Origin of the sequence: Streptomyces phaeochromogenes (genome assembly GCF_001418655.1) — a bacterium.
GTDB lineage: Bacteria > Actinomycetota > Actinomycetes > Streptomycetales > Streptomycetaceae > Streptomyces > Streptomyces phaeochromogenes.
The window spans coordinates 1-12,174 of record NZ_LIQZ01000388.1; the positions used below are offsets into that span (position 1 = coordinate 1).

General features: G+C 69.0%; 15 protein-coding genes. 7 read left to right on the plus strand and 8 right to left on the minus strand.

The window, feature by feature from the left end; translation table 11 throughout:
- The first annotated feature begins 104 nt into the window (after window positions 1–104).
- Complete coding sequence (serC, locus tag AOK17_RS39465) at window positions 105–1,223, plus strand: phosphoserine transaminase (protein ID WP_055617440.1); 1,119 nt, start codon at window positions 105–107, stop codon at window positions 1,221–1,223.
- 102 nt (window positions 1,224–1,325) lie between these two features.
- Here the strand turns inward: serC and AOK17_RS39470 are convergent, their stop codons facing one another.
- From AOK17_RS39470 to AOK17_RS39480, 3 genes are all read right to left on the minus strand, one after another.
- Window positions 1,326–2,858, minus strand: coding sequence for a cellulase family glycosylhydrolase (locus AOK17_RS39470; RefSeq protein WP_055617441.1), 1,533 nt, complete (start codon window positions 2,856–2,858; stop codon window positions 1,326–1,328).
- A gap of 203 nt (window positions 2,859–3,061) precedes the next feature.
- Complete coding sequence (locus tag AOK17_RS39475) at window positions 3,062–3,919, minus strand: ABC transporter permease (RefSeq protein WP_245697651.1); 858 nt, start codon at window positions 3,917–3,919, stop codon at window positions 3,062–3,064.
- Window positions 3,916–4,971: an ATP-binding cassette domain-containing protein gene (locus AOK17_RS39480; RefSeq protein ID WP_055617442.1), complete on the minus strand. Its 1,056-nt coding sequence runs from the start codon at window positions 4,969–4,971 to the stop codon at window positions 3,916–3,918. The genes AOK17_RS39475 and AOK17_RS39480 overlap by 4 nt, the downstream gene beginning before the upstream one ends.
- An 83-nt stretch (window positions 4,972–5,054) precedes the next feature.
- Between AOK17_RS39480 and AOK17_RS39485 the strand changes: the two genes are divergently transcribed.
- Window positions 5,055–5,819, plus strand: a complete 765-nt coding sequence (locus AOK17_RS39485) for a TetR/AcrR family transcriptional regulator (RefSeq protein WP_055617443.1) — start codon at window positions 5,055–5,057, stop codon at window positions 5,817–5,819.
- A 139-nt stretch (window positions 5,820–5,958) separates the two neighbouring features.
- On the opposite strand, the gene AOK17_RS39490 is transcribed toward AOK17_RS39485, so the two are convergent.
- On the minus strand, window positions 5,959–6,951 hold the full coding sequence (locus AOK17_RS39490) for a WD40 repeat domain-containing protein (protein WP_055617444.1): 993 nt from the start codon (window positions 6,949–6,951) through the stop codon (window positions 5,959–5,961).
- Window positions 6,952–7,039: 88 nt separating this feature from the next.
- On the opposite strand from AOK17_RS39490, the gene AOK17_RS39495 reads away from it, so the two are divergent.
- The 3 genes from AOK17_RS39495 to AOK17_RS39505 all read left to right on the plus strand — a co-directional run bounded on the left by AOK17_RS39495 (window position 7,040) and on the right by AOK17_RS39505 (window position 8,884).
- Window positions 7,040–7,723, plus strand: coding sequence for an SGNH/GDSL hydrolase family protein (locus AOK17_RS39495; protein WP_055617445.1), 684 nt, complete (start codon window positions 7,040–7,042; stop codon window positions 7,721–7,723).
- A gap of 86 nt (window positions 7,724–7,809) precedes the next feature.
- Window positions 7,810–8,499 carry a Uma2 family endonuclease gene (locus AOK17_RS39500; protein ID WP_063997358.1) on the plus strand — a complete coding sequence of 230 codons (690 nt, stop codon included), beginning with the start codon at window positions 7,810–7,812 and terminating at the stop codon, window positions 8,497–8,499.
- Window positions 8,414–8,884 carry a hypothetical protein gene (locus tag AOK17_RS39505; protein WP_055617446.1) on the plus strand — a complete coding sequence of 157 codons (471 nt, stop codon included), beginning with the start codon at window positions 8,414–8,416 and terminating at the stop codon, window positions 8,882–8,884. The genes AOK17_RS39500 and AOK17_RS39505 overlap by 86 nt, the downstream gene beginning before the upstream one ends.
- Before the next feature lie 33 nt (window positions 8,885–8,917).
- Here AOK17_RS39505 and AOK17_RS52875 read toward each other — a convergent pair whose 3' ends face one another.
- From AOK17_RS52875 to AOK17_RS39520, 4 genes are all read right to left on the minus strand, one after another.
- On the minus strand, window positions 8,918–9,154 hold the full coding sequence (locus AOK17_RS52875) for a type II toxin-antitoxin system RelE family toxin (protein WP_342671558.1): 237 nt from the start codon (window positions 9,152–9,154) through the stop codon (window positions 8,918–8,920).
- A gap of 13 nt (window positions 9,155–9,167) precedes the next feature.
- Window positions 9,168–9,512 carry a hypothetical protein gene (locus tag AOK17_RS39510; RefSeq protein WP_055617447.1) on the minus strand — a complete coding sequence of 115 codons (345 nt, stop codon included), beginning with the start codon at window positions 9,510–9,512 and terminating at the stop codon, window positions 9,168–9,170.
- A 55-nt stretch (window positions 9,513–9,567) separates the two neighbouring features.
- A complete protein-coding gene (locus AOK17_RS39515; protein WP_055617448.1) occupies window positions 9,568–10,599 on the minus strand; it encodes a hypothetical protein in 1,032 nt (343 codons plus the stop codon).
- Between the two features lie 105 nt (window positions 10,600–10,704).
- The gene (locus tag AOK17_RS39520) at window positions 10,705–11,124 is read right to left on the minus strand and encodes a hypothetical protein (protein WP_055617449.1); all 420 of its coding nucleotides are present in this window, start codon (window positions 11,122–11,124) and stop codon (window positions 10,705–10,707) included.
- An 83-nt stretch (window positions 11,125–11,207) separates the two neighbouring features.
- On the opposite strand from AOK17_RS39520, the gene AOK17_RS39525 reads away from it, so the two are divergent.
- Window positions 11,208–12,017, plus strand: a complete 810-nt coding sequence (locus tag AOK17_RS39525) for a helix-turn-helix domain-containing protein (RefSeq protein ID WP_055617450.1) — start codon at window positions 11,208–11,210, stop codon at window positions 12,015–12,017.
- A partial coding sequence (locus AOK17_RS49320; RefSeq protein WP_157881490.1) for a DUF397 domain-containing protein occupies window positions 12,014–12,174 on the plus strand: 161 nt, incomplete at its 3' end. The genes AOK17_RS39525 and AOK17_RS49320, both read left to right, overlap by 4 nt.

Here is a 12,174-nt window from a genome sequence, read left to right on the forward strand (position 1 = left end):
GTAGGGGCGGCGGGGGCGAGGGAAACCCGGCGGCACCCCCGGAGGGCGTCTCACCCGACGGACGACGTTTCACCCACGTTTCCGGAAACGGATACGCTCCCGTCGTGGCTGATATCCAGATCCCCGCTGACCTCAAGCCCGCCGACGGCCGTTTCGGCGCGGGCCCCTCCAAGGTGCGTACGGAGTCGCTCACCGCGCTCGCCGCGACCGGCACGTCCCTGATGGGTACGTCCCACCGCCAGGCCCCGGTGAAGAACCTCGTGGGGAAGGTCCGCGAGGGAGTGCGCGACCTCTTCCAGCTCCCCGAGGGCTACGAGGTCGTCCTCGGCAACGGCGGCTCCACCGCGTTCTGGGACGTCGCGACGCACGGCCTGATCGAGAACAAGTCGCAGCACCTCACCTTCGGTGAGTTCAGCTCGAAGTTCGCGAAGGCCGCCAAGCTCGCCCCCTGGCTCGCCGACCCGGACGTCATCACCTCCGAGCCGGGCACCCACCCGGAGCCGCTCGCCCAGTCGGGCGTGGACGTCTACGCCCTCACGCACAACGAGACCTCCACCGGCGTCGCGGCCCCGGTCAAGCGCGTCGCGGGCGCCGACGAGGGCTCCCTCGTCCTCGTGGACGCGACGAGCGGCGCGGGCGGCCTGCCGGTCGACATCGCCGAGACCGACGTCTACTACTTCGCCCCGCAGAAGTCCTTCGCCGCGGACGGCGGCCTGTGGATCGCGGTCTTCTCCCCGGCCGCCATCGAGCGCGCCGAGCGCGTCCACGCGAGCGGGCGCCACATCCCGGAGTTCTTCAGCCTGCCCACGGCGATCGACAACTCCCGCAAGAACCAGACGTACAACACCCCGGCCCTCGCGACCCTCTTCCTGCTGAACGACCAGCTGGAGTGGATCAACGGCCAGGGCGGCCTCGACTGGTCGGTCCGCCGCACGGCGACCTCCTCGCGCACGCTCTACGGCTGGGCCGAGGACGTCAAGTACGCGAACCCGTTCGTCACCGACCCGGCCAAGCGCTCGCAGGTCATCGGCACGATCGACTTCACCGACGACGTCGACGCGTCCGCCGTCGCCAAGGTCCTGCGCGCCAACGGCATCGTCGACACCGAGCCCTACCGCAAGCTCGGCCGCAACCAGCTCCGCGTCGCCATGTTCCCCGCGATCGACCCGGCGGACATCGAGTCCCTCACGAAGTGCATCGACTACGTGATCGAGAAGCTGTAGCCGTCGTCATCGAGCAGCTGTAACCGTCGTTCGTACGGCAACCGGGGCGCCCGGCACGATCACCACCGTGCCGGGCGCCCCGTCCATGTCATGGCGCCCGTCTCATGTCGCCGTGCAGCTCACCGCCGGTGCACCCCCGCCTCCCGGTGCGCCACCGAACCCGAAGCTCGCCGAACCGCCCACCGCCAGCGCCCCGTTGTGGTCGGCGTTAGACGCGGTCACCGTCGCACCGCTCTGCGTGTACGAGGCGTTCCACATGCTGGTTACCTTCTGGGCGCCGGGCCAAGTCCATGTGACCTTCCAGGACTTGAGGGCAACAGTGCCCGAATTGGTCACCTTCACCTCGGCGTTGAAGCCGCCGCCCCAGTCGCTGCTGACGCTGTAGGCGGCGGTGCAGGCTGCCGTGCCCCCTCCCGGGTCACCCGGATCGCCTGGGTCACCCCCGCCGCCCGGAAAGCCCGGCGCCTTCACGCTCGCCAGGTAGCCGTCCTTCACCGTGTCCACGGTCGTCCAGTCGTCCTTCAGGATCCCGCCCGTGTCACCGGAGTTGGGGTTCCAGGACCAGAAGGTCCAGGAGACGCTGTCGGCTCCGTACGTACTCGTGGGCCGTAGGTAACTCACCAGCGCGGCAAGCCACTTCTGGTCGATCGTCGACTGGAGTGTCGTGCCGAACTCGCCCACCCACACCGGGGCGATGTTCTGCTTGAAGATGTAGCCCCAGTACTTGTCCCAGATGCCGGGCATGTTGGCGGGGAAGGTGGGGTCGCTGAACCAGCTCTGCTGGGCCACGCTGGTGGCGTAGTCGTGGGCCGAGTAGACGACCCGGTTCGGGACGTCCAGCTGGACGGGGTACTGGGCGACACCCATCAGGTTGCCGCCCCACCAGCCCGACACGCCGTTGAACGTCTGCACGCCCTCCACGAAGATCAGCAGCTCGGGATTGACGGACAGGACCGCGTTGCCGGCGCGCTGGGCGGCCAGCCGCCAGTCCCTCGTCGTGTCGCCGCAGCCCCAACAGGCAGGATCGTGCGGCTCGTTGTGGAGGTCGATGCCGATCACCGTGGAGTTGCCCCGGTAACGGGTCGCCAGGGCCTTGAGGTTGGCGATCCACGTCGACTCCGGGACCGCGGAGGTGTACCAGAGCGCCGACTGACCGGCCGCGTCCGGACGATGCCGGTCCAGTACGACCTTGAGGCCGCCCTGACCCGCGTACGCCACGATCCTGTCCATGATCTGGAGGGAGCCGAGGCCCTGGAGGTCGGCGTTCTTGCCGCCGGAGAAGTCGATGCTGTTGGGTACGGTGCCGCTCTTGAAGAGGTCGTCGCTGTACGGCAGCCGGATGGTGTTGTAGCCCAGCGACTTCATCTGGTCGATCATGCTCTTGTAGTCGCGCGCCCAGAGGCCGTGGGGTGTGTAGTTGGCGGTCTCGAAGCCGAACCAGTTGATGCCGGCGATCCGTACGGGCTGACCGGCCGCGTCCAGCATCTGCCGGCCGCTGGTGTGCCAGTAGCCGGCTCCGGGGGCCGCCGCGCGGTCCGCCGGGTCCGCGTGGACCGTCTGCGCACCAACACCGGCCAGCATCAGCAGAAGCGCCGCGGCGGCAGCACACAGCGCTCTTCGCAAGCTGCGGAACATGTCGCTGCTTCCTCTCGGGAGGCGCGGGCCCGGAACGGGTGGGAGCGCTCCCACCACACCACGTACCCCCATGGAAGGGATGCAGCGTGGACACGTCAAGACGTCGGGCGGTGTTCGGGACACTTGAGATCCCGAACACCGCCCGACCCCCCGTAGCCACGCAAGTGCGGCGACCCCGGTAACCGCACAAGTGCGACCGGCCACTACTTGCTGAGCTTCTGGAACCTCCGTACCGCCAGCGGGACGAAGATCAGCGTGAGGACCAGCGGCCACACGCCCGCCATCAGCAGCGCGTGCTGCTCGACCCATGAATCGCCGCTGCCCACCGGTGTGCCGAACAGTTCGCGGGTGGCCGCGGCCGTCGACGAGATCGGGTTCCAGGCCGCCACATGGCCGAGCCAGTCCGGCATCAGCTGCGGGGCGACGAAGATGCTGGAGATCATCGTCAGCGGGAACGCGACCGCGAACAGCCCGCCCGCCGCCTCCGGGTTGGGCACGAGCAGCCCGAGCCACACCCCGAGCCAGATCAGCGCGAACCGCAGCCACAGCAGCAGCGCGAAGGCCCCCAGGAAGCCGAAGCCGCCGTCGGGCCGCCAGCCCATGGCGACCGCCGTGAGCATCAGGATCGTCAACTCGGCGCAGGCGACGATGAGATCGGTGACCCCGCGCCCGGCGACGACCGCGGACGGCGCCATCGGCATGGAGCGGAACCGGTCGATGACGCCCTTCGTGGAGTCGTACACCACGAGCGTGGCGGTGTTGATGAACCCGAAGGCCATCGTCATCACGAACATGCCCGGCATCAGGAAGTCCCGGTAGTCGCCGCCGCCCGGCACCTGCATCGCGCTGCCGAACACGTACCCGTACAGCAGCACGGACAGGATCGGGAAGCCCAACTGCCAGGCGATGTTGATGGGTTGGCGCTGGTAGTGGGTGAGCCCTCGCCGGACGACGTTCCAGCAGTCGGCGAGCGCCCAGTACACGCGGCCGTGTTCGTCGACGGGCGGAGTCCCGGTCGGCGTCCCGGTCGGTGTCCCGGTCGCTTCGAGCGTGCCGCTCATGCCACGGCCTCCTTCGCGTCCCTCTTCACGTCCTTGGGCGTCCCGCCCTTGATGTCCTCGTCCTCGGTGACGTCCGTGCGGTGGCCCGTCAGGCGCAGGAACACGTCGTCGAGGCTCGGCCTGCGCAGGCCGATGTCCTCCACGCGCACGCCCTCGTCCTGGAGGGTGCGGGCCACCTCGGTGAGGGCCGCGACCCGGTCGGTGACGGGCGCGTGCACCCTCAACTCGGTCTCGTCCGACTCCGGTTCGCCGTCCGAGACCCGGGCGACGACCTTCACCGCCCGCGGGATGTCGGCCCGCTCGGCGACGACGACCTCGATCCGGTCGCCGCCCACCGTGCTCTTCAGCCCGTCCGGGGTGTCGTCGGCGATGGACCGCCCCTGGTCGATCACGGTGATGTGCGAGGCGAGCTTGTCGGCCTCCTCCAGATACTGCGTGGTCAGCAGCACGGTGGTGCCGCCGGTCACCAACGCCCGTACGGAGTCCCAGACTTCACCCCGGCCGCGCGGGTCGAGCCCGGTCGTCGGCTCGTCCAGGAACAACACCCTCGGGGTGAGGATCATCGACGCGGCGAGGTCGAGGCGCCGCCGCATGCCACCGCTGTACTTCCCGACTCCCTTGTCCGCGGCGTCGGTCAGGTCGAACTGCTCCAGCAGCTCGCCCGCCCGCAGCCGCGCCCGGCTCCCGCCCAGGTGGAACAGCCGCCCGAACATCTCCAGGTTCTGCCGGCCGGTGAGCACCTCGTCCACCGCCGCGTACTGACCGGTGAGCCCGATCCGGGCCCGCACCTCACGCGGCTGCCGTGCGACATCCAGGCCCGCCACCCGGGCACTTCCCCCGTCCAGCTTCACCAGCGTGGAGAGGATGCGGACGGCGGTCGTCTTGCCCGCGCCGTTCGGCCCGAGCAGGCCGTGCACCGTGCCCTCCCGCACCGCCAGGTCGAAGCCGTCGAGCGCCCGCTTCTCCCCGTACCTCTTCTCAAGTCCCTCGGCCCGCACCGCGTATCCGCTCACAGCACTCCCCCATCCATGAAGCCCGCCTCTGAAGCCCATCCCTGAAACTGAAACTGAGTACGCCGTACCCCATTGAGAGTACACCGTACCCAGTTTTGGTCCAAGGGATTATTCTGGGGTCCATGACAAGCGGCTCGGGCGGCACGGAGACCAGCGGGAGCGGAGACATCGTCCGCACCCTCCACCTGCTGTGGGACACGGGCCCCCGCCGCAGTCGCGGGCCCAAGCCCGGCCTCACGCTCGACCGGATCGTGGAAGCGGCCGTCCGGATCGCGGACACGGAAGGGCTGGAGGCCGTCTCGATGCGCCGGCTCTCCACGGAGCTCGGCACCGGCACGATGTCCCTCTACCGGTACGTTCCCGGCAAGGGCGAACTGCTCGACCTCATGCTGGACCGCGTCCAGCGCACCGGCGACGACACGTCGGGCCTGGGCGCCGACTGGCGCTCAACCCTGGAGGTACTGGGCCGCGAAAGCCTCGCCCTCTACCAGCGCCACCCCTGGCTGCTGCAGGTCAACCAGTCCCGACCGGTCCTCGGCCCCAGCGCCATCGACGGCATGGAGAAGGTGATCTCCCGCATCAAGCCCATGGGCCTGAGCGACCCGGAGCTGGTCTCGGTGGTCATCATGATCGACGCGTACGTCATCGGGGCCGCCCGCTCCCAGCTGTACACACAGGAGGCGGAGCGCAGAACGGGCCTGACGGACGCGGAGTTCTGGGCCGCCCAGGCCCCGATCCTGGAGAAGGTCATGACCGGCGGCCGCTACCCCGTGATGGCCGCGCTCTCCGCGGAGGCCTTCGGCCCCGACTTCGACCACTTCACCTTCGGCCTGGAGCGGATCCTGGACGGCCTGGAGGCACTGGTGGAGCGCAGGGGCGCCAGCTGAGGGCGCTCCCTTCAGTGGGCGCGGGGAACTGAGCGACCAGCCACAACCGGCCCGGCGGCCCGCACTGTCCGGCGGCTCTCACCCACCCTGCGGTCCTCACCCACCCTGCGGTCCTCACCCACCCTGCGGCTGCGGAGCGCTAGTCGCGCCGCAGCAACCGCTTGAGCCCGTAGATGACGGCCAGGGCGACCACCAACGCAACGGCCCCCATCTTGATATCGGCATTCATCCCGTCACCGCCCCCGCCCCCGTCGGCCGAACCGCCTTCCCCGGAGGGGGACTTGCCGTCTCCGCCGCCCCCGCCCGGCACGTTCCCCGGCTCCACCGAACTGTCCGAGCCCTCGCTCCCGTACAGCAGCGTGGATCCGTCTGGGGTGTACGCCATCGACTCGCCCTGGCCCTGGAGCGGCACGCTCAGCCGCCCCTCCTTCTTCACCTTCCCGCCGTTCCAGTCGTACGCGAGGCCGCCGAAGTAGCCGCGTACGGCGAGCTGCTTGCCGTCGGGGGAGAAGGCGCCGTCGGTGACCCAGAGGTCGATGGCGCCGATGCGCTTGAAGGTGTTGGTGCCGGAGGAGGCGAGCTTGGCGGGCCCCTCGTACAGCCCGCCCCCGTCCTCGTTCTTCGAGACGATGTAGACGCGCCCGGTCTTCGGGTGGACCATCAGCGCCTCGGCGTCCCGCGCCCCGTCGGCGTACTTCACGTCGTACTGCGTGGCGCGGACGGTCTGGTTCTTGAGCTGCTTCGGCTCGGGCAGCTCGTAGATCCAGACGTGGTCCCAGGTGCCGCCGAGGTTGTCGCCGATGTCGCCGACGTAGAGATGGCCGTTCGGGCCCATGGAGATGGCCTCCACGTCCCGGGGCCGGCCCACGCCCGACATGGTGACCGTGGCGACGGTCTCGCCGGTCTTGCTGTCGACGGCGTAGAGGAAGGCGCCGTCGTCGCTGTCGTTGTGGGTCCAGTAGACGCCGGGGTGGGCGCGGGAGGCGACGAGCCCGCTGGACTCGGTGATCCGGGGGTCCTTGATCGTGAAACCGTCCGCCCCCTCCGAACCGGCGCTGTCGGCGGCAACGGCGGGCGCGACGAGCACCCCGGCGAGGAGGGCCCCGAAAAGGAACGCAAGCGAGCGACGCATGCCCCAAGACTGCCATCCCCGCCGCCGGTTCAGCGGGCGTGTCCAGCCTCACACCCTGCCCCTTCCGCTGATCGTCCATGATGAGCGGATGCTCAGGTTCATGCCCGTCGGCGATTCCATGACCATCGGAAGCGCGGGCGAACACACTTGGCGTTACCGGATGTGGCAGCACCTGCGCGCGACGTACGGCGGCCCCTTCAAGATCGTCGGCCCGCGCGAGACGCTCTACGACAAGGCCACGGAGACCGCCGACTCGTACGAGTACGCCGACCGGGACTTTCCGCTCGCCCATCTGGCGGGATGGGGCGAGGGCTGGCACCACCTGACCCCGCTGATCGCGGACGCGGTCCGCAAGTCACGCGCGGACGTGCTCCTCGTCTCCCTCGGCCTGATCGACCTCGGCTTCTACACGAACGCGGCCCAGACCGCGGAGAACGCCCGCACCTTCATCGCCGAGGCCCGCTCGGCGAACCCGCGCGTGGCGATGGTCCTCCTCCCGGTCATCCCGAACACGAGGGCGGAGACGGACGCGCCCTTCGCCCGCGAGGTCGGCCTCTTCAACGAGCTCCTCGCCAAGACGGTCGCGGACCTGGACGAGCCCGCGTCCCCCCTCCTCCTGGCCTCGGTCCCGCCCTCGTACGACATCACCCACGACACGTACGACGGCACCCACCCCAACGCCTCCGGCGAACACAAACTGGCGGCCTCCTTCGCCGAGGCGATGCATCAGGCGTGGGACGTGGGCGAACGGTACGAGGCCGAAAGCGACTGACCGAATCGGGGCGTGGCCTGGTCACCGTGCGTGTCGTTGGCTGCATGGCCGAACTCGCCCGAGGGCGGCCGGGGAGGAGCCCCACGATGTCGGACGTCAACGCCCGGACCCTGGACAAGCTGTTCGACCAGGTGCCCGTCCCCGAGGGGTACAAGGGCGAGATCGTCGAGGGAGCGATCTACATCGCGCCACATCTCGACATCCACTGGGAAACCACTCTCGCCATTCTCAGGACACTCACAGCCAGGTTCGGCGACGGCGTCCAGCTCTTCTCGGACGTACGCATCGACTTCCCCGGCCATCTGAACGGCTTCGCCCCGGACGTGGCAAAGCTGCGCGATGGTTCCGAAGCGGATGCCGAGGGCCGTTGGCACCACCAGGACGTCGAGTTCATCGCGGAAGTCGTCGATCCCCACAGGGCCAAGAACGACTACGGCCCCAAGAGGACCGCGTACGCCCTCGCCGAGATCCCCGCCTACCTCATCGCCGATCCGTACCAGGGCAAGTGCCACCTCTTCACGCAGCCCAAGGACGGGGAGTACGTCATCGAAACCTCCGTCGGCTTCGGCGCTGACGTCGACATGACAGGCACGGTCCTCGGCCTCACCCTCAAGACGGACGAGTTCCCCCGGGACTGCCACCTCGGCGCACTCTTGACCTCAACCAAACTTGAGCTCCTACGGTCGGCCCATGACCACACAGCAGCTCACCCCGTACTCCCGTCAGCAGCTCGCCGCCCAGCCCATCGGTTACTGGACGGGCGCCGCCCACCGTGAGGTGGTGGGCCGGATCCGCAAGGAGCTGGTGACGGAGTCGCTCACCCAGCCCCACTGGTGGATCCTCAACCACGTGGCCGCCTCCCCGGCCCACTGGACCCGCGCCGAACTCGCCGTGAAGCTCACCCGCTACGACGACCAGGGCATCGACTTCGCCGAGGTCTTCGCCGACCTGGCGGACCGCGGCTGGACGACGGAGGACGCCACAGGCACCCTCACCCTCACCGAGGCGGGAGAGGCCGGCCGCATCCGCGCCAAGGAGCGCAACCTCCGGGCCCACGAGCAGACACATGCCGGGATCACCGAGGAGGAGTACGTGGCCACGCTCGACGTTCTGCGCCGGGTGATAGCGAACCTGGGCGGGGACAGCGACCTGCCGGAGTAGGTCCGGCGGCCTGACGTTCCGCTCCCGCAGCCGTCACACCTGCGTCCGCCCCACCATCAGCACTTTGATCGCCACTCGTGCGCCATCGATCTCGTACGTGACTCGGTACGCACCTACCCGTAGCCGCCGCAGATCGGTGCCGCCCAGCTTGCTGCTCTCGGGCGGCTCGGGTTGGAGAGCGAGGGAGTTGATCCCTGGACCAGCGGCTTGACGGCATCTCCGTCGCGCGACTTGAGGCGTCGCAGGCCGGCCGCCGCGGCAGGTTCCCAGATGATGGTGAGCCTCATGAGGCCTTGCCCTTCAGCATGTCCTCGACTTCGGCCTGTGTGTATGTACCGCTGCCGCCTGCGGCTTTGGCTCGCAGTGCGATCGCCAGGTCGGCGAAGTCGATGGCAAGGGCCTTGGCGTCCGCGTCGGTGGCCCTGTCGGCGAGAGACTGCGTCCACCAGTGGTCGAGGAACGCCTCGAAGGCGGTCCCTTCCGAGAGGGTCGCCAGTTCGGTGTCGAGGTCCAGCAGCCGGTCGGGGCGGAGGGCCGCGCGGATCCCCTCAAGGTTGCGCGGAACCACGGGCCCGGTGAAGCCGACGGCCTCGCGGGCCTCCTGAAGGATCTCGCTCCATGCCGCCATGTCCCTGCTCCTCTCCGAGGCCGCCTTCCGTGCTGCGGCAGCAGCGTATGACGCGCTACGCACCGGCGGCACACTCCTGTACGCGCGTCCGCCACTGCTCCGAGAGCGGCTGGAGTCGGAGTGTCGCCTCGAAGGCGGCGGCCGTGCGGCAACGGAGGCAGTGGGTTTCGTCGTTGCGGGGGCGGAAGACGTGTTCGGCGCCGGGGCCGGGGCAGGTCACCAGGCTCCGCCGGGCCGGGGCCGCCGTCCGCTCGGGCGGTGGGGTGGGAGTCACCTGACGCCTCGCCGCCGGGAGCTTCTGGATCAGGCGGTGGCGCAGGAAGCCGACCGCCGAGCGGACGCCGTCCGCCGGGAGGCCGGTCGTCAGGGCGCGGCGGAGGTCCGGCGCCGAGACACCCCGCCGCAGCCACTCCGCTGCCGCGTCGGCGAGGAGACGGGCCTCGCGAACGCCGAGGAGCAGATCACGGTGCGCGTGGCGCAGGGACAGCAACACCCCTTCTGCCTCGGCGAGTTCGGGGGCGGGGGCGGACCCGGGTTCCGCCTCGGGTTCGGGTTCGGGTTCGGGTTCCTCGCCGATAGCGCCAGCAGCTTCATCGACATCCAGATCCCTGCGGTCTTGGGGTGGTGGGTGGGGAAGGTCTTTCTCTCCCGAGTCTTCTGTCTGGGGAGAGTCACCGACCGTCCGCTCCCCCGGCCGACCGACCGTCGGCGGACGCTCACTCGGTACGCAGTCGTCGCCGCCCGCGCCCGCCCCTCCCTCTCTGGCCCGGGACGCCTCGTCACGCGTGAGGGTGACATTGGCGAGGAGTTGTTCCGTGACCCAGCGGCCCCGCGCGCCCTGCTCCCGCCACTCGTGCAAGTAACCGCAGTCGGCGAGGAGTTGCTTGGCCTTCTGGTAGGCCCGGCCCTTCAGCCCCAGCCTGGCCGCGTGTTCGCTGAGCGGCTTGGGGGCGGCGGCCTCGGACTCGGGGAGCCCCTGTACGTACAGCAGCAGTACCTTCGCGTCACTGTTGAGCCGCGAGTGCCGTACGACGTCGTGCGAGGCCTTCGTGTAACGCCGAACCGGCGCGATAGCATGCCGAAGCATCTCTGGTGGACGTCCATCCACTAGGAGTGAAGGTCCTCGGTCGGTGTTGGTAGCACCTCCGGGGACCGCTCCGTACACGGACGCGTACGGAGTGTGATGTCGCGGTCACCGTACAACACCGATCAAGCGACCCACCACTTCATGCAGCAACCCCGCCTCCACGAACGGCACTTCAGGCGTCGGCTCCGACCGCCACTCCAACGGCCAGGTCAGCCCACCCAACGCGGGCACCCCGACGTACGCCCATCCCCGCGCGTCCCGGCCCAGGGCTCGCACCCCGGCTGGCCAGCGGTGGCCGGTGGCACTTTGCGGGGGCAACAGGAAGTACATGTACCGGTGCCCCGTCGCCTCCCGGACGATCGGGCCCGCCTGAAAGTCCGTGAACTGCATCAGCTCGTACGCCACTTGTTCTGCGAGTACGCCCGCGATGCGTACGGCGTCGAAGTGGATACCGGCGTGCCGGAGTCCGTGACCGGAGGCGGGGATCCAGGCGTGGACGGCGCCGGGGGAAGGTTTCGGGTTCATGGAGCAAATGCTTACGGGCCGTCACATACTGTGACCAGGGTTACGCAAGGTCCGTGCACCTCTGTGCACTTGGGGAGGTCGTTGTGCACTCCAGTGAACGCGGGTCGGAGTCCTTCGGTGTGCTGTTGCGGTTCCACCGCGAACGGGCCGGGATGACGCAGGAAGGGCTCGGCGGTCACGTCGGGTATTCCAAGTCGCAGGTGGCCATGGTGGAGCGTGGCGAGCGACCACCCAAGGGCAAGCTGGTCGAGACCGCGGACCAGGTGTTGGGTGCACAAGGTGCACTACTGGTGTTGGCGGAGAAGGAGTTCGGGGACAGCGGACTCCGGCCCTGGACCGAGGACTACCTGGCGGAGGAGAGGAAAGCCTCCGCGCTGCACGTGTACCAGACCCATCTGATCCCGGGTTCGCTCCAGACCGAGGCGTACGCACGGGCTGTCTACACCTGCAATCGCTACCCGACCCTGGACGACGACGAAATCGAGAAGCGGGTCGCATCCCGGTTGGAGCGGCAGCAGCTCTTCGAGCGCAAGCCCTCGCCGAGCGTCAGCTACGTACTTGAACAGAACACGCTCACACGGCCGTTGGGCGGCCCGGCGACGCTGAAGGAGCAACTGCACCACGTCCTCGCCATCGGCCGACTCCGCCACGTCGAGGTCCAGGTCATGCCGCACGACCGGCAGACGCACGCCGGACTGAACGGCCCCATGATCCTGTTGGAGACAATCGAGCGCCACCAGCTCGCCTACCTCGAAGGACACCGGGGTGGCTACTTCGTGAGCGAACAACCCGACCTAGGAGACCTGTTCGGCAAATATGGCATTCTGCGGGCACAGGCCCTCACTCCCGAGGAGTCCGCGAAGCTGATCGAAGAGGTGGCGCGGGAGCTATGAGCACGGACCTCCACTGGTTCAAGAGCAGCTACAGCGGCAGCGAGGGCGAATGCGTCGAGCTTGCCGTGCAGTGGACCAAGAGCAGCTACAGCGGCAACCAGGGCAAATGCGTCGAGATAGCCATAGCCCAGACCGCCCCCGCCACCCCCACCACCAT